Annotated in this window: 17 protein-coding genes and 1 pseudogene; 4 read left to right on the top strand and 14 right to left on the bottom strand. The window is 48.2% G+C overall.

Features of this window, described 5'->3' with window-relative positions:
* Positions 1 to 16 precede the first annotated feature (16 nt).
* Complete coding sequence (locus tag B5E84_RS16680; RefSeq protein WP_087224878.1) at positions 17 to 790, bottom strand: helix-turn-helix transcriptional regulator; 774 nt, start codon at positions 788 to 790, stop codon at positions 17 to 19.
* Positions 791 to 911: 121 nt separating this feature from the next.
* On the opposite strand from B5E84_RS16680, the gene B5E84_RS16685 reads away from it, so the two are divergent.
* Both B5E84_RS16685 and B5E84_RS16690 read left to right on the top strand, forming a co-directional pair.
* Positions 912 to 1,919 carry a helix-turn-helix transcriptional regulator gene (locus B5E84_RS16685; protein ID WP_087224881.1) on the top strand — a complete coding sequence of 336 codons (1,008 nt, stop codon included), beginning with the start codon at positions 912 to 914 and terminating at the stop codon, positions 1,917 to 1,919.
* 105 nt (positions 1,920 to 2,024) lie between these two features.
* Entirely contained in the window at positions 2,025 to 2,585 is a 561-nt protein-coding gene (locus tag B5E84_RS16690; protein WP_087224883.1) for an L-2-amino-thiazoline-4-carboxylic acid hydrolase, read from the top strand.
* A 76-nt stretch (positions 2,586 to 2,661) separates the two neighbouring features.
* Here the strand turns inward: B5E84_RS16690 and B5E84_RS16695 are convergent, their stop codons facing one another.
* The 12 genes from B5E84_RS16695 to B5E84_RS16750 form a co-directional block, all read right to left on the bottom strand.
* Positions 2,662 to 4,401, bottom strand: a complete 1,740-nt coding sequence (locus tag B5E84_RS16695) for an ABC transporter ATP-binding protein (RefSeq protein ID WP_087224886.1) — start codon at positions 4,399 to 4,401, stop codon at positions 2,662 to 2,664.
* The gene (locus B5E84_RS16700) at positions 4,398 to 6,140 is read right to left on the bottom strand and encodes an ABC transporter ATP-binding protein (protein WP_087224889.1); all 1,743 of its coding nucleotides are present in this window, start codon (positions 6,138 to 6,140) and stop codon (positions 4,398 to 4,400) included. Before B5E84_RS16700 ends, B5E84_RS16695 begins: the two co-directional genes overlap by 4 nt.
* Before the next feature lie 123 nt (positions 6,141 to 6,263).
* Positions 6,264 to 6,905, bottom strand: a complete 642-nt coding sequence (locus tag B5E84_RS16705) for a TetR/AcrR family transcriptional regulator (RefSeq protein ID WP_015545085.1) — start codon at positions 6,903 to 6,905, stop codon at positions 6,264 to 6,266.
* A gap of 416 nt (positions 6,906 to 7,321) precedes the next feature.
* The gene (locus B5E84_RS16710) at positions 7,322 to 9,070 is read right to left on the bottom strand and encodes an ABC transporter ATP-binding protein (RefSeq protein WP_087224892.1); all 1,749 of its coding nucleotides are present in this window, start codon (positions 9,068 to 9,070) and stop codon (positions 7,322 to 7,324) included.
* A 1-nt stretch (position 9,071) separates the two neighbouring features.
* Positions 9,072 to 10,871 carry an ABC transporter ATP-binding protein gene (locus B5E84_RS16715; RefSeq protein ID WP_087224927.1) on the bottom strand — a complete coding sequence of 600 codons (1,800 nt, stop codon included), beginning with the start codon at positions 10,869 to 10,871 and terminating at the stop codon, positions 9,072 to 9,074.
* A 122-nt stretch (positions 10,872 to 10,993) separates the two neighbouring features.
* Positions 10,994 to 12,475 carry an ABC transporter ATP-binding protein gene (locus B5E84_RS16720; RefSeq protein WP_087224895.1) on the bottom strand — a complete coding sequence of 494 codons (1,482 nt, stop codon included), beginning with the start codon at positions 12,473 to 12,475 and terminating at the stop codon, positions 10,994 to 10,996.
* A complete protein-coding gene (locus B5E84_RS16725; RefSeq protein ID WP_087224897.1) occupies positions 12,475 to 13,152 on the bottom strand; it encodes an energy-coupling factor transporter transmembrane component T family protein in 678 nt (225 codons plus the stop codon). The genes B5E84_RS16720 and B5E84_RS16725 overlap by 1 nt, the downstream gene beginning before the upstream one ends.
* A 3-nt stretch (positions 13,153 to 13,155) precedes the next feature.
* Positions 13,156 to 13,761: an MptD family putative ECF transporter S component gene (locus B5E84_RS16730; RefSeq protein WP_087224900.1), complete on the bottom strand. Its 606-nt coding sequence runs from the start codon at positions 13,759 to 13,761 to the stop codon at positions 13,156 to 13,158.
* A 107-nt stretch (positions 13,762 to 13,868) separates the two neighbouring features.
* A complete protein-coding gene (locus tag B5E84_RS16735; protein ID WP_087224903.1) occupies positions 13,869 to 14,939 on the bottom strand; it encodes a helix-turn-helix domain-containing protein in 1,071 nt (356 codons plus the stop codon).
* 179 nt (positions 14,940 to 15,118) lie between these two features.
* Positions 15,119 to 16,870 (bottom strand): ABC transporter ATP-binding protein, encoded by a 1,752-nt coding sequence (locus B5E84_RS16740; RefSeq protein ID WP_087224906.1) that lies wholly within the window; start codon positions 16,868 to 16,870, stop codon positions 15,119 to 15,121.
* A complete protein-coding gene (locus tag B5E84_RS16745; RefSeq protein ID WP_087224909.1) occupies positions 16,867 to 18,627 on the bottom strand; it encodes an ABC transporter ATP-binding protein in 1,761 nt (586 codons plus the stop codon). The genes B5E84_RS16740 and B5E84_RS16745 overlap by 4 nt, the downstream gene beginning before the upstream one ends.
* A 56-nt stretch (positions 18,628 to 18,683) precedes the next feature.
* Positions 18,684 to 19,319 (bottom strand): TetR/AcrR family transcriptional regulator, encoded by a 636-nt coding sequence (locus B5E84_RS16750; protein WP_087224912.1) that lies wholly within the window; start codon positions 19,317 to 19,319, stop codon positions 18,684 to 18,686.
* Between the two features lie 156 nt (positions 19,320 to 19,475).
* On the opposite strand from B5E84_RS16750, the gene B5E84_RS16755 reads away from it, so the two are divergent.
* A complete protein-coding gene (locus B5E84_RS16755) occupies positions 19,476 to 20,093 on the top strand; it encodes a TetR/AcrR family transcriptional regulator (RefSeq protein ID WP_087224916.1) in 618 nt (205 codons plus the stop codon).
* Positions 20,094 to 20,268: 175 nt separating this feature from the next.
* Positions 20,269 to 20,496: a hypothetical protein gene (locus B5E84_RS16760; protein WP_087224918.1), complete on the top strand. Its 228-nt coding sequence runs from the start codon at positions 20,269 to 20,271 to the stop codon at positions 20,494 to 20,496.
* Positions 20,497 to 20,682: 186 nt separating this feature from the next.
* Here the strand turns inward: B5E84_RS16760 and B5E84_RS16765 are convergent.
* A pseudogene (locus B5E84_RS16765) lies at positions 20,683 to 20,895 on the bottom strand (ABC transporter ATP-binding protein); the annotation flags it as partial.

The raw sequence follows: 20,895 nt of genomic DNA on the forward strand, positions 1-20,895 counted from the left end.
TTTATCTGCTGATTTGTCAGGACAGCTCCACAGGCGCATGCCCGCCGAAGAACAGCTTTTTCACCTGGGTCATGGAAAGGCCGTAAAGTTTTCGGCTGATATCACTCATGTGAGAAGGGGAGGAAAAACCGGCTTCCATGCAAATATCGGTCATCGGTTTCCCTGTGGGGATCAGATAAAAGGCCCGTTCCAGCTTCATGTTGGCCAGGTAAAGGTGAAGGGAGATGCCTGCCTCCTGCTTAAACAGATGGGAGAGTCGGCTTTCTGACAGGCAGACGGCCCGGGCAATCTCCTGGACGGTGAGGCTTTCCAAATTCCGCGCCCGGTGAATATAGTCTGCGGCTTCCAAAATGCGGGAGTCCTCTGTGACCGGAAAATCAGGATTTAAGCCGGTCAGCTGTTCCAGCTTCAAAATCGCTTCTTTCCCATCAGAAGGAGAGGAGGCTGTCAGCCAAGCCTGGCTGACGGCCTGGGAGATGCCGGGGGAAAATTGGTAGTAAGACCGGCCTCTCAGAATACATTTTTTCAGACAGCTGTCTAAGGGAGTGAGCGCATCCAGAAAGGCCGCCAGAACCGGCCCTTCCGTGTAAATCGTATGGGAAATCCCAGAGCCGATGGCAATGCCCTCTGCTGGCATCCGGCAGCCGTCAACTTCTGCCAGAAAGGGCTGCTGCAGTCCAAAGATCAGGTGAGAGGCGAAATGCTCATGGGGCGCGGGAGCCAGACGGGCAGAGCGTATAAAATAAGTATTGTGCATGTGATAGATGGGGAAATTGGTATCGATGGACATTGTTTCTCTTACCCTTCGTATTCTTCTAAATGTTTTTATTGTATCAGACGGAAGTTTCAATTACAACTACGGCTGAAAGAGACTAAATTTGTTATATACCATTGATGTTAAAGGACGGCATATGAAAAGAGAGCTGCAGAATCGTGAAATTTATCAGGCGTACGACCATATGAACAGACAGGACTATTTTCAATCCAGCTATTCAATTCCTGAACACTTAGGAACAGGATTCATTCACTGTTATGCCATCCCCTGGGGGATTGTAATCGGGGAATTTTTCATGCAGTATCGTCAGGATATGGTGTTTAGAGGGAGAGCCACATCAGGGACGTTTGAATTTACGTTCTGTCTGGGTGATGAGATTGACTGGACATTGACAAATACGGATTCACAGATCATCCGCATGAAACAGAATCAGGCATTCTTTTCTCATGACAGGAACGGAGTTGAAGAAATCTGCTATAAAACTGGGAAAACGTATCACTTTATCGGGATTCGGATTCCCGGGAAAACACTGACCCAATTAGTAGATCCAACTTATGATAATGAAACCCCAAAAAGAAAATATCCTGTTTTTGCCTCATGGGATATGAATGATACATTAAAAAAAGCCTTGTTTCAGCTTACGCAGCCTCCGGTCAGAGGAGGGGCAAAAAATCTATATCGGCAAGGTCTGATTCTGGAACTGTGTTCATACTGTATGGATGCAGTTTGTCCTGTGGAAGATTTCACGGGTATGCCAATCACGCTGGGCGTGGATAATAGCTTTGTATTGCCTGATTCCGGGGATTTGCATACGGTGAACATTGCGGTACAGCTTTTGGAGGATCATATAGAATGTGCGCCTTCCTGCAAAGAACTTGCAGGAAAACTTTATGTCAGTGAAAGTAAGTTGCAGCGCCTGTTTAAGAGAGTATTCGGCATGACGGTTCATCAATATCTTCAGGAGCTGCGCGTGCAAAAAGCCCGTCGGATGTTTATGGATGGAGAGTGCAGAATCAGTCGTGTGGCATCCGCAGTTGGATATGAAAATCTAAGCTATTTTTCAGCGGTATATCAAAGAAAATATGGAACAACGCCAAAGCAGTTTTGTCGTTCTCTGAGACAAAATCCGCCAAAGATGATTTAGACGGTTTTCGAGCTAAAATATGTTGATTTTAGAGTAGTTTTAGAGATTCCGTTCCGCTAAACTAATCATAGTGCAAAAGAATTGCAGCGCTTAGGAGGAATTTTTATGAATAGGGATAGGAAAATTGCTTTGTCGGAGGAACTAATTCAACAAGCAGAAAAAGCGAAAGAAAAGATACTGGCGGATATGATAAGCGAACAAGAACAGAGGCTGTCACCTACGCAATTTAAAACAGCGCAGACAGGGATCTTGCCTCGTCTGGCATGGTATCTGGCTCTGACGGAGCATGGTGCTTCTTCGGAAGAAGCGCTTAAGCAGATTTGGGAAGATCTTATTGGTTCTGTGGGAGCCAAAAAGAGATTTGCATCTTTTTGCGGCAGTATTCCCGGAGGGTTTTCTTTATTCCGTAAGATTTTTTATCAGGCTCTGCAGTCGGACCTTTGGGATAATCAGTTTTATCAGAATGATAGTCAGGGCTTATGTTTTCATACCACACGCTGCCTCTATAAAGATCTGGCGGATTATTACCACTGCCCTGAGGTGGCCGTATTATTCTGCAAAGTGGACCATGTAATGTTTGATAACCTAAAGCATATCCGTTTTGAACGTTCCCAGACGTTGGGAGAGGGCGGAAGCTTATGTGATTTTCATTATTATAAACAATAATCCAGGACGTTTCCAGACAGCAAATTTTACCGCCTGGAAACGTTCTTGCTTTTTTAGTTTTCAATCTGTTTGGCTGTCAGGTCTCCCCCAGTTTCCACCCAGCGGCCATCCGTCTGGCATCCAGGAATTCCCGGTAAAGGCCGGGCTGGCCGGCCAGTTCCCTGTGGGTTCCGGACTGGACGATCCGTCCCTGATCGAGAACCAGGATCTGATCCGCATGTTCCACGGTTTTTAACCGATGGGCGATCATTATGATGGTTTTATTCCGCATCAGCTCCTCCATGGCTTTCTGGAGTTTATCCTCATTTTCCGGGTCCACGTTTGCCGTGGCCTCATCGAAGATAATGATGGGCGCGTCCTTCAAAATGGCCCTGGCGATGGAAATCCGCTGTTTTTCTCCTCCGGAGAGAGTAGCGCCGCCTTCCCCGATTACAGTTTTATAGCCTTCCGGAAGGGCTTCTATGAAATCGTGGCAGCAGGCCTTCTTCGCTGCAGCCACCACTTCCTCGTGGGAAGCCTCCGGCCGTCCGAACTTAATGTTGTTCTCGATGGTGTCGGCAAAGAGATACACATTCTGAAAGACCATGCTGATCTGATCCATCAGAGATTCCAGAGTGTACTCACGGATATCTTTTCCGCCTACAGTGATGGCGCCTCTGTCCACATCCCAGAACCGGGCAATCAGATGGCAGAGAGTAGTTTTTCCACTGCCGGAGGGGCCCACGATGGCCGTGGTGGTCTGATCCGGAATACGGACGGAGACATCCTGAAGGATAGGCTTTTTGTCATAGGAAAAGGACACGTGGTCCAGGGAAATCTCATGGGAGACGGGAGCGATATCTGCCCCAGAGCTGTCCATTTCCGGCAGAGCCTTAATCTGGTCCGCATGGTCGATGGAGCTGCCTACCACCCGCAGGATGGCTGCGGCGCTGCCGGCGGACTGAATCTGGGAGAAGACCATAAAGGAGATAATCACCGTCATGACCCCATTGGCTAAGGGCATCGTTCCATTTAGGAAAAAGAATACGGCGGCTCCCATCATCAGCACGGAGAACAGGCGGAGAATCCCTTCCTGGGCAATGTTGTAAGGGGTGAACAGCTGCTCAATGTCCAGATTGCTTTTCCGATTGTATTCCAGAGCTTCCTGAAGCTGCCGGTCTCCTTTTCCCGTGAGGTTAAAGGATTTGATCACGCTCATTCCCTGGAGCTGCTCAAGCACCGCGTCCACCAGCTGGGCCTCAGACTCCTGGCGCCTCGGCGTCACCTGTACCGATTTTTGCTCCATCCGGGAGGTAATCCACAGATAGAGGGCCGTCCCGGCAAGGACCAGGAGGCCCACCCGCCAGTCAAAGACGAAGACGCATAGCATAAAGACCAGGGCGTTGATAAAGCCGCTTAAGATGCTGACAAGCACCACCGGTCCGGAGGTTTCCACCACATCCAGAACGGTAGTGGCAACTCCGGTGATTTCCCCCAGGCTTTTTTCGTTAAAATATCCCATGGGGATCCGCTTCAGCTTATCGCCGATCTCAATCCTGCGGTTTGCCACCATAAAATATCCGGCGTGGGTCTGCTGGAGCTGGGTAAACCGGTTGATCACCGCCCGGCCGATGACGCTTGCGGCCAGCAGCAGGAGAGCCGTCCATGCGGCATCCGCCGTCTGCTCCCCGCTGGTTAAGGCCAGGACCACATAGTAGATGGCGCCAACCTGAAACATATGAAACACTGCGTAAAAGAAGCCCCAGAAAACGGACTTAGTAATGTTCCACTGTTCTTTGCCGGCAAAACGCCAGATTTTTTTCAATACCTCAATCATACTGTTTCACCATCCTTTGCTCCCATATGTGCACTCCACATTTCCCGGTACAGGCCGCTGGAATCCAAAAGCTCTTTGTGGGTTCCCTTTGCGGCAATCCGGCCTTTCTCAATGACAAAAATCTGATCCGCGTCCGTGATGGTGGAAAGGCGGTGGGCGATGACAATGACGGTCTTTCTCTTCACCAGCCGGGCCACCGCCTGCTGGATTATCGCCTCGTTTTCCGGGTCAATGTAGGCCGTGGCCTCATCTAAAATGACCACCGGCGCGTCCTTTAGCATAGCCCTGGCAATGGCGATCCGCTGCCGTTCCCCGCCGGAAAGATGGGCGCCGCCTCCGCCCACCATTGTATCGTATCCCTGCTCCAGGCCGCGGATAAACTCATCGCAGCCCGCCGCCCGGGCCACCGCTTCCACCTGGGCGTCGCTGGATCCGGGCTTTCCCATGCGGATATTTTCCCGGACCGTATCGTTAAACAGGTAGTTGTCCTGGCTGACAAAGGCCACCTGGTCGTAGAGCTGGGAGAGGGGAATCTCCTTTAAATCATGTCCTCCCAGAGTGATCTTCCCATGCCTGACATCCCAGAAGCCGCCGATGAGCTTGGCGATGGTGGATTTTCCGCTGCCGGACGGCCCCACAAAGGCCGTCATGGTGCCTGCCGGGATGGAAAGGGAAATATTGTGGAGGATTTCTGTTTCTTTATGATAGCCGAAAGACACCTGTTCCAGCCGGATGTCCATGGAAGAGAAGGAGACCGGATGATCCGGATGACTCTGTTCTTCACCATTTAAAATGTTATCCACCTCCCCAACGATGGTTCCCACCTTTGCCAGGCTGTCTACAAAATCCATAGCGGCCAGGAGCGGACCGGCGATTCCCAGAGAGAGGATGATGGTGATGAGAAAGGTTTCCAGCTTCAGGCTTCCGTTTACGTACATCAGCCATCCGATTGGAAGGACGGTGATCATGGTCGTGGGAGCCAGAGCCCGGGAAATGGAGATGGGAAGCTGGCAGCTTTTCATCCAGTGGTAAAAATAAGAGGCGTTGGCAAGCACCCGCTCCGATAATTTGGCGTAGGAGTGTTTTCCCTGATTGAAGGCTTTGATGACCTCAATTCCTCCGATATATTCTACGAGTGTGGAATTCATGGCTTGGGTGACCTTCACGGAACCTTCATACTGTTTTCCGTAATCCTTCATCACCGCCATCATAAACGCCATTCCCACGGGGATGGAGACGAGAGAGAGGAGAGCCATTCTCCAGTCCAAAATGAAAAGATAAATAAAAATGCAGACCGGGACCAAAAGATTGGACGTCATCTCCGGAAGCAGATGGGCCAGGGGACGCTCCATGCTTTCCACCTGATCCACTATAATCTGCTTTAACTGGCCGCTGGAGGCGTCCACGACGGTCCCCAGGGGCATTTTGGGAAGCTTCGCCAAAAGCCGCTCCCGGATATTTTTTAAGATAGAAAACGTGGCCCTGTGGGACATGGACAGGGCGAGAGCGTAGAGAAGGGCCCGGAGAAGATATCCGGCCAGGGCAGCCATGCACCAGGTAAGATAAAATCCTGTGTCCCGTTCTCCCTGAATCAGCCCGATTAAAATCTGCGCTGCGGCAAAATAGGGAATCATCCCACACAGAACGCCGATAAAAGCAGACAGGATTGCCCGCAGAAGACCGCTGTGGCAGTCACTTCCCAATTCCCACAGCCGCAGCAAAGGGCTTTGTTTCTGCATATAAATACCTCCTTTTGTTAGCTAAAACTAACTTATGATTTTATAAAGAGACTGCTCCCGCGGATCCGAACAGGAGACAGCCTGATTATCTCGGTATTGCCTGAAAGAGAGGGCCAGTCTGCTTTATGGTCCAATCTCCGGGGACTCCTCCGGATAAAAGACCGTGGAGAATCCCTGCATATGGTAGCGGTTCAGCAGACGGATATATTTGACCGCGTCAGCCTTTGGCATTCGATGGCGCACCACCTCAAACATGCCGTTAAAATACGCGGTGACAATGATATGGAGAAATTCCTCCGTGACCAGGCCGGATTTGACGGTTTCACATCCGATCACTTCCATGTATTTATAGGTGTAGTCCACCTCGATCTGCACCAGTTCATCTAAAAAGCTGGCGAACCGGCTGCCGCCGGCCCCGTTAATCAGCAGGTAAAACTCTTCAAAATGCTCATAGATAAAATCCAGAAGCTCCATCTGGTGGCGGGAGGTATACCGGCCCATTTCCGCTTCCTGAACCTCCTCGTCCAGCCCATGAAAGTTTTCCTGAATTTCCAGAAACATTTCTTTCATCTGGGAGGCGGCAGGCCCAACAATGGCCTCGAACAGACCTTCCTTGTCCTTAAAGCGGGTATAGATGGAGCTGGTGCTGGTGCCTGCCTCCTGGGCGATGGTCCGAAGGGAAGCGTCCGTATATCCTTTTTCAAGAAATTCCTTTTTTGCGCAGGCAAGTACGGCTTCATATACGCCTTCAATCTGTTTTGCCATGGATGGTCCTCCTTTTCAAAGATTCAAAACAGTGTTTTATAACACTGTTTTGATTATAGGACAAATGGGTAATGCTGTCAATACAAATTTAGCAGGAAATAGTTCAAATACGATTGCGGAAGATACAGAATTGTAGATGAATGAAGATATTAGGAAAAAACATGAGGGGCTTTATGGATGTGCCGACCCGGCTGGTGAAAACACATCAAGGGAAAATGTATGTATTATTACATAGGCATCGGCCTCCGCCGTCCCGCAAGGCAGCCGCTGCATGGTACAAACTGGACTTTGATACCTCCATGTGTCGGGCCGCGTCTACGGAGCGAACCATGTCTGTCTTCTTACTTAGAGAACAAGAATGCCCCATATACTCCGCCTGGACACATGAAGTTTCATTAGTATCTCCTTATTGCAAGCTAAACACTTAACTTCCAATTTGCAGAAGCCGTCTGCAAATCGACCAGCCGGTGATATAGTCCGTTTTCCTTCATAAGTTCCTCATGGGTTCCATTTTCGGCTACAATGCCATCCGACAGTACAATGATGTTATCAGCAGCTTCAACCGTTCTCATTCTATGGGCGATAATAAGAACTGTCTTTCCCTTGACCAGCTTTGAAATTGCATTTTGGATTTCTGTTTCATTGTCTACGTCAAGAGAGGCAGTAGCTTCATCCAGGAGAATAACAGGAGCATCTTTCAAAAGGGCGCGGGCGATAGAAAGGCGCTGGCACTCGCCGCCAGATAATGTAGAACCGTTTTCTCCGATCACCGTCTGATAGCCGTCCGGCAATTTTGAAATAAATTCATCACACTGAGCCGCTTTCGCTGCAGCAATTACTTCCTCGTCCGTAGCGTCTTTCTTGCCAACACGAATATTCTCCATGATGGTGTTGTTAAAAAGTACGACATCTTGAAAAACGATAGAGAAATTTTTCATCAGCATGGTTGAATTGAGTGGGGCAATATCGGTTCCGCCTAAAAGTATTCTTCCTCCATCCAGTGGATAGAATTTTGCCGCCAGCTTTGCAACGGTACTTTTGCCTCCACCGGATGGGCCGACCAATGCTGTAACTTGTCCCTGCTTTGCAGTAAACGAAACATCCCGCAGCACTGGTTTGTCTTTTTCATAAGAAAACCGGACATGGTCGAAAGTAATATCGTATCCGTTTGTACGGATTTCTTTCTCGCCGGTTTCTTCCGGGTAATCTTCAATTTCTTTCAAGCGGTTCACTTGAAGCTGTACAGAAAACAGCTCTGCCATATTTGCCATCGCCCCGGAAAGCGGATCATACAGGCGGGAGGCAGCAATCAAAAACAGGATATAGGTAAACAGGGACGTATCTCCATTTACCACAAGACTGTTACCCACAACAATCACCGTTGCCAAACCGAGCCGCAGGAACATCTGTCCAGTTGTCAGCAGGCTCGCTGTCGTCATTTCAGAAGAAATCTGTGCCTTTTCCGCAGCATCCATCTTTGCATCCAATTTGCGGAGATAATCTTCCTCCTGGTTGCAGGCTTTTATATCCTGTACAGTTTCCAAACATTCCTGAATACCTTCGGCCAGTTCTAATCTGGCGTTCATGTGTTTTTTGCTAAGTTTTTCCTGGCATTTCCGCGACAGAATTACGATTGCAAAGGAAATCGGAGCTACCCAGAGAAGTGCCAGCCCCATCTGCCAGTTGAAGATCAACAGACCAATACAAACAATACCAGTTGAGATAACAGCTCCAAAGAATTGCGGAACTGTATGGGAAAATGCGTGTTCAAAATTTGCACAGTCCCCCATAATGGTGCTTGTCAGATCAGCAAGATCGCGCTGATGGAAAAAGGTCAGCGGAAGAGTACGCAATTTTTCCGCAAGACCAATGCGCCGCCTGGCGCTTTCGTCATAGGTTCCGAGATATGTTGCAGTGTACTGGCAATAGTGGAATATAAAAACAACGGCTAAAATCACTATTCCAATCACCGTATAAACGATGGCGCTGATTTCCGGTGCATTCGTTCCCAAAACAGGCGCAAGAAGTTGATTGAGGACGATGGCCAGAAGAATAACCGGAAACATAAGACTGATATTTGCCAGTACGGAATAAATAATTCCTTTCAGCAGGTCTTTTGTCCCCTGATCGCTCAACGCATACTTGTTTTTCAATGCTTTAATCATGCTATTCGCTCTCCTTTCCGACCTTCCATGCAATCGAAGTCTGGTAATCCTTCCACATAGAAGAATAAATTCCATTTAAGTTTAATAGTTCTTCATGTGTCCCCCTTTCTGCAATCTGTCCATCCTTAAAGACCAGGATGAGGTCTGCATCCTGTATCGTAGAAAGCCGGTGGGCTATCATCAAAATAGTTTTATTTTGGGTCAACCGCTCAAAGGCAAGCTGTATCTGGTGTTCGTTCTCGGCGTCTGCAAATGCTGTGGCTTCGTCAAGTACGATAATGGGGGCATCTTTTAAGACTGCTCTTGCCAACGCAATCCTCTGGTTTTCGCCTCCTGAGAGATAAGTACCTCCTGTTCCAACGAGCGTATCAAGTCCATCCGGGAGCCGGTCAATAATATCTTTGCACTGTGCTTCATTGGCCGCTTTCATCACTTCTTCCCTGGTGGCGTCTGGACGGGCCGCCTTAATATTATTAAGTAAGGTGTCTTTGAACAGGCGGGTATTCTGAAACACAAAAGCAACTCTTTTCATCAGTTCTCGTTTTTCAATATTGCGGACATCCACGCCGCCAATCGTAACGGAACCTGACTGAACATCATAAAATCGGGGGATGAGGCTTGCCGCCGTACTTTTACCACTGCCAGAAGCTCCAACAAGCGCAACCGTTTTCCCTGCTGGAACCACAAAGCTGATATGGTCTAAGGCTTTTTCTGTGGCACCTGGATAGGAAAAAGACACATCCGAAAACACAATCGAAGCGTCTGCCGGAATCATAGGATGCTCCGGCTCCATTAATGGCTTTTCCTGCAAAATTTCGTCCACTCGGCTGACTGCGCTTTTTGCGGCCATAAGCTGCTCACTGGCAAACATGATACGGTTCATCATAGTTGCACAGACCGGGGTAAACAGACTATAAAACAGGAAATCCAGTACAACATTTTCATAAGCCGCCTGTCCGCTGATCCCGGATAGAATAAACATAACCACCGGAATCAGCAAAACAAATGTGCCGTTCAGCGTTACTGTAAATCCGGTAAGAGGAATACGACATTTCAAAGCATACCCGGAAGCAAATTTCTCATATTCTTCTATCGCTGCATGGAAATTTTTGAAGGAGTAAATTGTCTGCTGAAACACCTTTACAACAGGGATACCGCGAATGTATTCCACGGCCTCTTTGTTCATTGTTTCCAATGCGGTCATGTACTTGCTCATAAACTGTGCATTATCTCCGCCCATCATCTGTTTCAAAAAAATGACGCTGATCCCCATAGGTATCAGACAGCAAATTCCCAGCCGCCAGTCAAAGAGGAAAATCAAAATAATAACCGCAACCGGCATGATGGCTGCACCGGTCAAATCCGGGAGCTGATGGGCCAGGAACCCTTCTGTAAGCCCTGCGTTATCATCAATGATTTTCCGCAGCCGTCCACTGGCATTTTGGCTGAAATAGCCCAACGGCAGTGTCACAATATGGTGAATTGCTGTTTTCCGCATATTGGTCGCTGTACGAAACGCCGCCAGATGGGTACAGTTCAAAGAGATGAAATAAATTAAAATACTTGCTGCTGCAAACACGACTGCCATCCACGCATAACGAGTGCTTTCCGTTGCAAGAGCTATATCCCCCGCAGCGAATGCCTGGATCAAATCACGGATCACAAGCCATATACAACCAAAAGGCAGCATAGACAAAATGGTACTAATTCCGGAGAGGACACAGCCCAAAATGGTCAGAACATGGTAATTCCCTGCATAACTGAACATTCTGGACAGCTCTCCATTTTTTTGCTTATCCATAAGCAAGGCTCCTTTCGCAATAATAGGTGGGTTAGCATTTTCTAACTCACCTATTATCATAAAATCATTCAGTTGTTTTTGCCACTCCATACAGGGCAGGTCTATCCAATCAGACACATAACTCACTGGCACATGAGGCAGGAATATAACCGGGGCAGGCTTCCTTGCAGGGGAAATGTTTCTGCATGGCCTTCATCAATGAAGTGAAGAACCCGATTACAAGTCATAGCGGCAAATTCATAATCATGGGTAATGATTAAAATAGTCTTTCCTTTTTGAGCCAGCGCCTTCAAATGCTCGGATATTCGCAGCATATTTTTATAATCAAGACCGCTGGTGGGTTCATCTAAAATCAAAATGGGGGTATCTATCCAATCAGATACAGCAAGAGTGAGCCTTTGCTTCTGCCCGCCGGAAAGGGTAGCCGGGTGCCTTTCTTTCCACTCAAACAGACCATACATTTTCAGCAGATCATCCCTCTGCTCCTGCGTGCTGCCTTTTCCGTTCAAGAGTAATTCTTCCTCTACACTGTCCCCAAATAACTGGCAATCTGTATTCTGCATAACAAAATAGGCAAAGTTTTTTCGTCTGCCTTTCGGAACATCTTTCCCGTTATATAAAATCTGTCCTGCTTTTTCTTTTTGCATTCCGCAAAGAATGTTTGACAAAGTGGTTTTTCCTATTCCATTATGTCCTATAATCGCAATCAGATCACCGGCATACGCCTGGAAAGATATGTCATGGAAAACCGGATGGTTACGGTAGGAAAAGGCCAGCCCCTTTACTTCCAAAGTCACATCCGTTTCTTTTCTGGAAGGAATGTCTACTTCAATGTGGCGTAAATCCGCTGCCCTTATTCCGATATTTTGTCTTTTTGCCTCCGGCATGGAAAGCAATTCTTCAGGTGTCCATTCTTCTTTTATGCTCCCGTTTTCCATGTAGAGGAAGCGGTCTGCAAGGCCAGTAAGATAATAAAGCCTGTGTTCAGCAACAATGATTGTGTGACCTTCTGATTTCAGCTCACGCATCAGATTTTTCAGCGCCTCAACAGAATACATATCCAGATTGGCCGATGGTTCGTCAAACACATAAATTTCCGGATTAACAGCGTTGACGGAGGCCACCGCTATTTTCTGTTTTTCACCGCTGGACATGGGATAAATTTCTTTCCCGCGTAGCATATCTCCGTTAATGCGTTTGATAGCATTTGAAACCCGCCCATCCAATTCCTCATAAGGAACGCCGTAATTCTCACAACCGAATGCAATTTCATCCTCTGTAATGCTGGCAAAAAACTGGCTCCGGGGATCTTGAAAAATCGAGCCTACTTTTTTCCCGATTTCATACAGAGGATATTCAGATATGCTCCGCCCCAACAATGTGATGCGCCCTTTCATCGTCCCTTCGTAAAATTGTTCAGCCAATCCGTTTATCAGCCGTGTCAGTGTTGTCTTTCCGCAGCCACTCCCGCCAGTCAGTACAAGAAACTCGCCTTCTTTTACATCAAGGTCAATATGATGGATACTTTCTGTCTCCGCTCCCGGATATTCAAAAGATACATCTTCAAACTGGATAACGGATCGTCTTGTCTTAAAATTTTCCATTACGCTACCGTCCTTTCCAGCACAAAATAGAGCACTGTTACGCAAACAGCAATCACACACATAATCCAATCCCGTTTTTGAAATTCTATCTTTCTGCGGCAGGTATGTTTCCCCGGATTAGATATTCCTCTGCTTTCGGCAGAAGCGGCAAGTTCTTCTGCTATTCTGGATGAACGGAAAATAACAGGTGTAACAATATACTCCATTGCATCCAGAGGGTGTTTCCATGACAGTAATTTTCGCAGCCGAAGAGAAGCAAAAACATCAGAAAACTCACTGCGGACGGTGGGAAAGAAACGCAGCATAAAGGTCACAGGTAAAGCAATTCCATCAGGAGCGTGTATTTTCTTGAAAACGGCCACTACTTCTCCTGGCGGCATACCAATCACAGGCTGTGCCGCCATAACCATCATCAAAATACGCAACACCATGAATAGAAACATTTCCGGCATAAGAATAGTAATGCCCTGTCCGCCTGAAATCAGCCGCAGCACAATAAAAACACCGCAGACAATCAGATATTTTATAGTCTGCCTGCCAAAGCCCTGAATAATCAGATACACACTTAAAACTCCCAAAAGCGTGTATATCAAAATGTCGCTTGTGAGCACCGCCACAAGCGACATAGTGAGAACTATGACAAGCAATTTGGTCCGAAAATCAAATTTTATGTTCATAGCTTATTTAATCGCGCCACTCTTTCTGAAGTGCTTCACAATCAGTTTGTTACTAATCATACAGCCGAGGACGGCGAGAATAGCAGTAACAACCAGGCTCAAAATGACATACTTCGGATCGGTGTAATACTGGGTCTGTACCTGAACCTGCTGCTCGCTGACACCAGTAGCGAGGAACGCATCTCTGAAAAACCAGATTTCTGACATACCATGTGCAGCACGAACCAGCGCCGTGATTACCCACGAAATAGACACACGCTTAATGTCATGGTAAGCATTCTTTCCGCACATGGAAAGCTCTGCAATAATACCGCCGCCTAAAAACCACGGGATCATAAACGGCCCCATCATCAGTCCGGCGACAATCGCCCACATGATATTGTAGACAAGGGCGGGGCCATGCTTACCGACTTTCATACACATGTAAACATAAAATGGCGCAAGAATAAGTGCTGCGCCAGCGGCATTAAAAATCATGGAGTAGAACAGAGAAGCACCGGTCAGAGTCGAGTAGACCATAAATACTACGAACATGACCGCGCAGAAGATACCGATGACAGCCGCATCTTTGACCGTATATTTGTTACCTGTCGATTTTTCATTTCCCATTTGGAAACCCTCCTTTGTCTTTTAGAAAGTTAGCACTATCTAACCGACTAATCAAAAAATAGGCCAGCTTCAAGCGCTCTTTCTGCTTTTATCTGACAAAGGATAGTTTAATATAGCTCAGACTTCTTCGCCACTCCATACGGACCGTTTCTATCCAAACGGACACTCTTTCTGTACTCTGTTGGAGAACTGCCATACATTTCCTTGAAGGCAGAGGTGAATTTGTTCGGATTTTCATATCCGATTTTGCTTGCAATCTCCGTCACTGAAAGCGCTGTCTCCAGCAGCAGCTTTTGAGCAACTTGAAGCCGGTAGGTACGGAGATAGGAATAAACGGAGGTTCCATAAACACCCCGGAAGCATTTTTTTAGCGCAGTTGTAGAAATCTTAAATTTTTGAGAAAGCTGCTCAATCGTGTGGTGTATCGTTAAATCCTCCGTGATATATGATGCTACTGCCTTAATCAATGCCACTTGATTTTGATTGTAATAATCCGTCTGCAAAACTTCTTCTGCTGTATTGAGGTCGCTTAAAAACAGGAGCAGTTCCAGCGTCTTAATTTTCATGTATCCCGGTTTTCTTTTTTCCCGGACATGATAGAGTTCTGAAAAAATATGTTCAATAGATGGGTTCGCCCGCATAATGCAGCAGCGGTTTCCTTCGCATATATATTTTTGTATGTAGTGAAGGTCAATATTTAGCAGCTCCATAATCCGTCGTACCTCCGGCAACAACTCATCCAGATTGATGATAATGGAAATGCCGTGATAGTGGTTCAGTGGAAAACACGGGTTTGACTTTTTCTTCATCATAGAACTGACAGACAAGTCGCCTTCCGCCATATAACAGCAGCTATTTTCGCCAAAACTACACTCAAAGCGCCCGGTTAAACAATGGTTAATCTCTATCATGTTTTTTGCAGTAGCCTGGTTTTGGCTGCAATATCCGATATGCATATCGTTATAGTAAAGCTCAATACCCGGAAAAACCTGATAAACAGTAACCCGTCCATACCCCGTTTCATTCGACAGCCTGAATATTTTACAGTCCTGACGCAATTCATCTTTGGCTTCCTCTGTGGTACCATATAGTTTTATTCCCTCAAAATTATCTGGCAATTCCGACTGTGATAATATCTCAAGCGCGCCGGAGAGTGTTTGTTTTTCATTGGCAAGCAATACTCACGCCCCCTTTCGGTTTGATACGGTTAACCAACTTCAGTATAGGCGCGATAACAAGCGATGTCAAATGTTTTCCAGACAAGAAGAAACAGAGGAGAAATCCTCTGTTTCCGAGTAGTATTAAATATAAATCAACTTTTAAAAGTAAAAACGCTGCCGGGACGGGGAATTAGGAACTAAGCGTCCTTGCGCCTCATCCATCCCCGGCTCTGCTGACGAACGGCCACAAAATTCCGGTATACGCCGTCCTCGGCCATTAATGTCTCATGGTTTCCCCGCTGGATGATGGTTCCGTCTGACACCACCAAAATCTGATCTGCCCCCCGTATGGTATTCAGGCGGTGTGCAATGACCAGGAGTGTTTTTCCACGGCAGAGTTCGCTGATAGCTTCCTGGATATAGCTTTCATTGTCCGCGTCCACGCTGGCCGTGGCCTCGTCCAGAATCACAATGGGAGCGTCCTTTAAGATACACCGGGCGATGGAAATCCGCTGCTTTTCCCCGCCGGACAGGCTTTCTCCCCCTTCACCGATGACGGTGTCGAATCCCTCAGGCAGCGCCATGATAAAGTCGTAGCACCTTGCTTTTTTCGCCGCCTCCATCACCTCTTCCCGGGTGGCCTCCGGCCGTCCCATGCTGATATTGTTGTAGATGGTGTCCTGAAACAGGTATACCCGCTGAAACACCATGGAAATGTGGTCCATCAAATCCGCCAGCTTTACCTTGCGGATATCTGTTCCACGAATCAGGATTTGGCCGGATTTTACATCCCAGAAGCGGGTTAAAAGGTTCGCGATGGTGGATTTTCCGCCGCCGGAAGGCCCCACCAGGGCCAGCATCTGGTTTTTCGGAAGGAGGAAGGAAAGGTCATGAAGCACCTCTTTTTCTTCGTAGCCGAAGCGGACATTCCGGAATTCCACCTCCGGGCCATGGCCTGCAGAGGGGATTTTCTCCAGACCGTCATCCGGCAGTTCCGGCTGGGAAAAAACTTCCTCGATCCGGTCCATGCAGCTGTTCATCACCGTAAGGCGGGTGGCCTGGGTATACAGGGCCTTGATGGGGCCGAACAGGTCGAAGACGAAGAGAAGGATGCCGATTAAATCCGGAATCGTCAGCATCCCCTGCCGCCAGAGAAGAAAGGAGAGGCCGGCAATGGCTGCAGAACCCAGGCCGTAGACAATATTCAGCCGCAGCTGCCAGGGAGAATGGTCCTCCTCGAATTTCAGGTTGGTTTCACAGCTTCTGCGGAAATTCTCCGACAGGGCTTTTGACTTTTCTCCCAGGAGATTATAGGTTTTGATGATGCCGATGCCTTCCACAAAGTCCAGGACCGCCTCGGTGAGATGTTCGTTCTGCTCCTGTCTGAGAACCGAGTCTTCCATGGCTTCCTTCTTCATCCCTTCTGCCACAAAAAGGATCACGCCGATGACAGCCAGAGCCATCAGTCCAATCCATGGGTTCAGCAGGAAGAGAAATACCACCATAATGATTTCCGCGAAGATGTAGCTCATCATATCGGCCAGGACCGTCATGCAGTTTTCCTCGATAAATATCATGTCGGAGGAGAGTACGGAACTGATTTTCCCGATATTGCCTTCCGTGAAATATCCCATGGGCATCCGCCTTAAATGGGCGCCCAGTTCCATCCGCATATCGGAAAATACCATAAACCCGGCGGCGGACTGAAGCCGGTCGGCGATATTCTGGAAAACAGCCTGAAAGGCCACGCACAAAGCCATGGCAAGGCCGAAAAGCAGGCAGCTGCGGGGGGAAATGCTTCCCTCATAAAAGCCGGTCAATACCAGGAAAGCCAGCATGATGGGCGCCTTGGAAAGCAGGGACTTTAAGAAAGAGAAAACAAACGCCAGCAAAATTCTTTTTTGATAAATTCCCGATACGGTTAAAATCCGTTTCATCAGACCGATCATAAGACCTCTCCTTCCTGAATCAGGGCATCAGGCTTCACCGCCCAGCGGGCGCTGTGCTCCGCGGCATGCCATAATTTCTGGTAAGCTTCACAGCGGTTCAGTAATTCCTCATGGGTTCCCATATCTGCCAGACGTCCCTGGTCCAGCACGCAGATCTGGTCCGCCCCGGTGATGGAATACAGACGGTGGGCAATGACGACCACCGTTTTTCCCTGAATCACTTCCCCGATGGCCTCATTCATCTTTTCTTCATTTTCCGGGTCCATGAATGCAGTAGCCTCATCCAGGACCACGATGGGAGCGTCCTTTAAGATGGCCCGGGCCAGGGAAATCCTCTGCCGTTCCCCGCCGGAAAGCTGCTTCCCCCCGTCTCCGGCCATGGTATGGATTCCTTCAGGGAGGCGGGAGAGGAATTCGCCGCACTGGGCTTTGACAGCGGCAGCCATCACTTCCTCATCGGAGGCTTCCGGTTTTCCCAGACGGATATTTTCCAGAAGACTCATGTTAAACAGAAACTGCTCCTGAGATACATAGGAAATCTGCTTGTTTAAGGATTCCACGCTCATGTCCGTAAGCCTCTGCCCGCCGATGCGGATGGATCCCCCGGTCACATCATAGTAATGAACCAGGAGTTTTGCCAGCGTGGATTTTCCTGAGCCGGATTCCCCCACCAGGGCCGTAAGGCTTCCTGGAGCCGCCTGAAAGGAAATGCCGTGAAGCACCTCTTTTTCCTGGTAGGCAAACCGCACGTCCTCAAAGGAAATGCTGTAATCGGCGCCGGAAAAGGAAGCGTCTGTCTGCTGAAGGGCCGGCGCATCCATCAGATGCTCCAATGCGTCGATTTTATATTTCAGCTGGGGCATGGTGGACATGAAGCTCAAGGAGCGCAGGAGAGGAGCGCCCACCCCGAAGGACATGCAGAGAACCAGGGCCAGGTCCGGAAGGGTGGAAAATCCCTTTAAAACCAGCCAGGCCCCCACCGGCAGGGTAAATAACGCCGTGCAGGGAAGAATGCTGTTGTAGAGGGCCATCCACGGCCAGCACACCTTATACCAGTCCAGGGTAAAATCACGGTAGCTTCTCACATCCTCCTCAAAGCGCCGATAGGAATCCCCGTCCCGGTTAAACACCTTGACCACTTCCATGCCGTTGATATATTCCACGATGGTATTGTTCATTTTCCGGGCTGCACCGTAGTAGGCGTCCATCTTGCTGATGCCGGCCTGATACATGGCTCCCATGGCCACGAAGCCCAGGGGGAGAGAGCACAGGGAGAGAAGGGCCAGCTTCCAGTCCACAAAAAACATGGCGATAAATACAAAAAGGGGAACCGCCAGGTTGGCCAGCCCTTCCGGCAGGGCGTGGGCCAGCAAAAGCTCGATGGAATCAACATCGTCAATGAACATCTTCTTTAAGGAACCGGTGCCCTTTTCCTGGATGACGCCCAGGGGCTGTCCTTCCAGCTTTCCCTGCAGGGAAATCCTTAAATTCTGCAGGGTATGGTAGGCGGCGTTGTGGGACAGGGACAGCCCCTTCACATACAAAAAAGCGTAGAGAACACCGCAGACGGCGATGGCCAGAACTCTGGCCAGGATGTACTCCGGGCCCACAGCCTCCCCGGTGAGAAGGGGGCGGAGCAGCTGATAGAGAAACAAAAAGGGGAGAACGTTCATGATGATGCCGGACAGCATCACGGCAATGGAAAGATAGGTGGTTTTCCTGTATTCTCCCGCGTAGTTCAATACCTGTTGAAACAAAATAAGTACCTCCTTTTAGATTAGTTTGGACTAACTTACGCCCGGAAGAAAAACCCTCAAAGAGAGGGCTCCTTCCTCTGGAGAAATCCCAGGGCGTCATGCCAGTGGAACAGGCGGCACACAATCCGGCAGTGATTTTCCATCTGCTCCCAGGTAAAGTGATGGATAAAGGGTTCATAAATGGTGGTCCAGAAAGCGGAGAGCAGGATGTGCAGTTCCTCCGGCTGGATATCATTCCGGCAGAGCCCCCGGGATTTTGCCTGCTCCAGAAAGGCGCTGGTGGCCTTCGTCAAAAGGGCTACCCAGTCGTGCTGGAAATTTGAGTAACGGGTGCCTTCTGAGCAGGCCAAAAGCAGATAAAAATCCTCCCGGCGCTCATAAAGATACTGGAACCACCACATCATATCGCTTCCTTCCATCTCCCAGGCGCGGATCAGCTGTTCATCGGTCATGGAAGCAGGATCCAGATTTCCCCGCCGTTTGGCCTCTGCGTAAAGATCCGCTACGGTCTGTTCCACTACCGCGCAGAACAGTTCTTCCTTCCCTTTATACCGTTTGTAAAGGGCCCCTGTGGTAACTCCGGCGCCGTCACAGATGGCTTTTAAGGATGATTTTTCAAACCCATGCTTCACGAATTCCGCCCGGGCGCTTTTAAGAATCCGCGGATCAATGGAATGATCGGCAACAGCCATAAAACTCCTCCTTTCATTGTGATAATTTAATTATCGATAATCTAATTATCAATCTAGCATGTTTAATTGATTTTGTCAATGGGAAATCTTGACGAGGATATGGATTAACTGTATTATAATATTGTTATATAACTTTGTTATTTGGAGACCTGCAGAATGGAAGAAACAACGGGTACAACTCTCGAAAATATTCAGCGAGCCGCTTTGACAGAATTTTTAGACAAGGGGTTCTTAGGCGTTTCTCTGCGGCAAATAGTAAAAAATGCAGGGGTTACCACGGGAGCGTTTTATGGTTATTTTTCCAGCAAAGAGGCGTTATTTAACTCGATTGTAGAGCCCCATGCCGTGGCCTTGATGGGACGTTTTATGGAGAGTCAGACGACCTTTGCTGACTTGCCCGAAGTTGACCAGCCCGCCCATATGGGTGTAGAATCTGCGGCATATGCACACTGGATGGTGGATTATATCTGCAGCCACTCAGAGCCGGTTAAGGTTCTTTTAACACGGGCTGAGGGCACCGGTTATGAAAATTTTATTCACAACATGGTAGAAATAGAAGTGGATGCCACCCTGCACTATATGGAGGTGCTGCGCCGCCTGGGACGCCAGGTTCCGGAACTTGACCGGGCGTTGTGCCATATCGCGGCCAGCGGAATGATGAACAGTATTTTTGAGGTTGTCATTCACGATATGTCCCGCGAAAAGGCTTTGTCTTATGTGGATCGGCTGCGAGAGTTTTATACAGCTGGATGGAAAAAATGGATGGAACCATAAACTTTCCTTGTCACAGACGGACGGTGCGCGAAAGCAGCTGCTGTCCGCCTGGAAACAGATTCAAACGGAAAGTTTTATTTTTTGATCATAAGTTAGCCAATTCTAACTTGCGTGTTCAATAGCTACAATTATTCACATTTGTAGGTTTGCAGTTATCAGATTGGGAGGGAGCAGAGTGGAAAAACAATATGTTGTATTGGTCTTCATAGGTATTCTTATCGTTTTCTTTGCTATACCATTAGGAGAGTTGTATGGGGGAGTCTATTTGCAAATCAGCGGTGGTATGGAAACAGAACGATTTCTGGTACTTACTCATAGCGCTGTTAATAGTTTTCAGATAATTGGCGGAATTCTCTCTATCCTTTCTGGAATAGCCTATATTTGTAAAAGAAATGACAAATAATCGGATTCCACTTGAAACGTGACGGTATCCTGGTTTATAGACCACAGGAAAAGGCACGGACGGATGAGACAGGCCTTCGGCTCAGGTGGGAAATCTATAATTCTCGTATGTATGAAAAGAGCGCTCGAACATGAAAGACTATTCGAGCGCCAAAAGTAAGATATTCAGACGTATTGCCATTTTCAATCAGGCGGAAAGCTTTTGTTCAGCGTTCCACATGGCTGCGTACTTTCCGCCTTTAGCCAGCAATTCATCGTGAGTACCAGCTTCAGCAATTTTCCCGTCAGATACCACAAGGATTTGATCTGCATTTTTGACGATGGAAAGGGTATGAGCAATCATTACCACAGTCTTTTTCTCTTTCAGCAGATTGGCGATGGCCTGCTTTACTGCCAGCTC

This window comes from Lachnoclostridium sp. An14 (genome assembly GCF_002160755.1).
GTDB lineage: Bacteria > Bacillota > Clostridia > Lachnospirales > Lachnospiraceae > Lachnoclostridium_A.

Excerpts from the sequence above, each read along its gene's own strand:
- B5E84_RS16720 (WP_087224895.1), bottom strand. The coding sequence starts at position 12,475 with ATGGAAAATTTTAAGACAAGACGATCCGTTATCCAGTTTGAAGATGTA.
- B5E84_RS16700 (WP_087224889.1), bottom strand. The coding sequence starts at position 6,140 with ATGCAGAAACAAAGCCCTTTGCTGCGGCTGTGGGAATTGGGAAGTGAC.
- B5E84_RS16690 (WP_087224883.1), top strand. The coding sequence starts at position 2,025 with ATGAATAGGGATAGGAAAATTGCTTTGTCGGAGGAACTAATTCAACAA.
- B5E84_RS16710 (WP_087224892.1), bottom strand. The coding sequence starts at position 9,070 with ATGATTAAAGCATTGAAAAACAAGTATGCGTTGAGCGATCAGGGGACA.
- B5E84_RS16740 (WP_087224906.1), bottom strand. The coding sequence starts at position 16,870 with ATGATCGGTCTGATGAAACGGATTTTAACCGTATCGGGAATTTATCAA.
- B5E84_RS16715 (WP_087224927.1), bottom strand. The coding sequence starts at position 10,871 with ATGGATAAGCAAAAAAATGGAGAGCTGTCCAGAATGTTCAGTTATGCA.
- B5E84_RS16755 (WP_087224916.1), top strand. The coding sequence starts at position 19,476 with ATGGAAGAAACAACGGGTACAACTCTCGAAAATATTCAGCGAGCCGCT.
- B5E84_RS16750 (WP_087224912.1), bottom strand. The coding sequence starts at position 19,319 with ATGGCTGTTGCCGATCATTCCATTGATCCGCGGATTCTTAAAAGCGCC.
- B5E84_RS16680 (WP_087224878.1), bottom strand. The coding sequence starts at position 790 with ATGTCCATCGATACCAATTTCCCCATCTATCACATGCACAATACTTAT.
- B5E84_RS16725 (WP_087224897.1), bottom strand. The coding sequence starts at position 13,152 with ATGAACATAAAATTTGATTTTCGGACCAAATTGCTTGTCATAGTTCTC.
- B5E84_RS16705 (WP_015545085.1), bottom strand. The coding sequence starts at position 6,905 with ATGGCAAAACAGATTGAAGGCGTATATGAAGCCGTACTTGCCTGCGCA.
- B5E84_RS16695 (WP_087224886.1), bottom strand. The coding sequence starts at position 4,401 with ATGATTGAGGTATTGAAAAAAATCTGGCGTTTTGCCGGCAAAGAACAG.
- B5E84_RS16730 (WP_087224900.1), bottom strand. The coding sequence starts at position 13,761 with ATGGGAAATGAAAAATCGACAGGTAACAAATATACGGTCAAAGATGCG.
- B5E84_RS16685 (WP_087224881.1), top strand. The coding sequence starts at position 912 with ATGAAAAGAGAGCTGCAGAATCGTGAAATTTATCAGGCGTACGACCAT.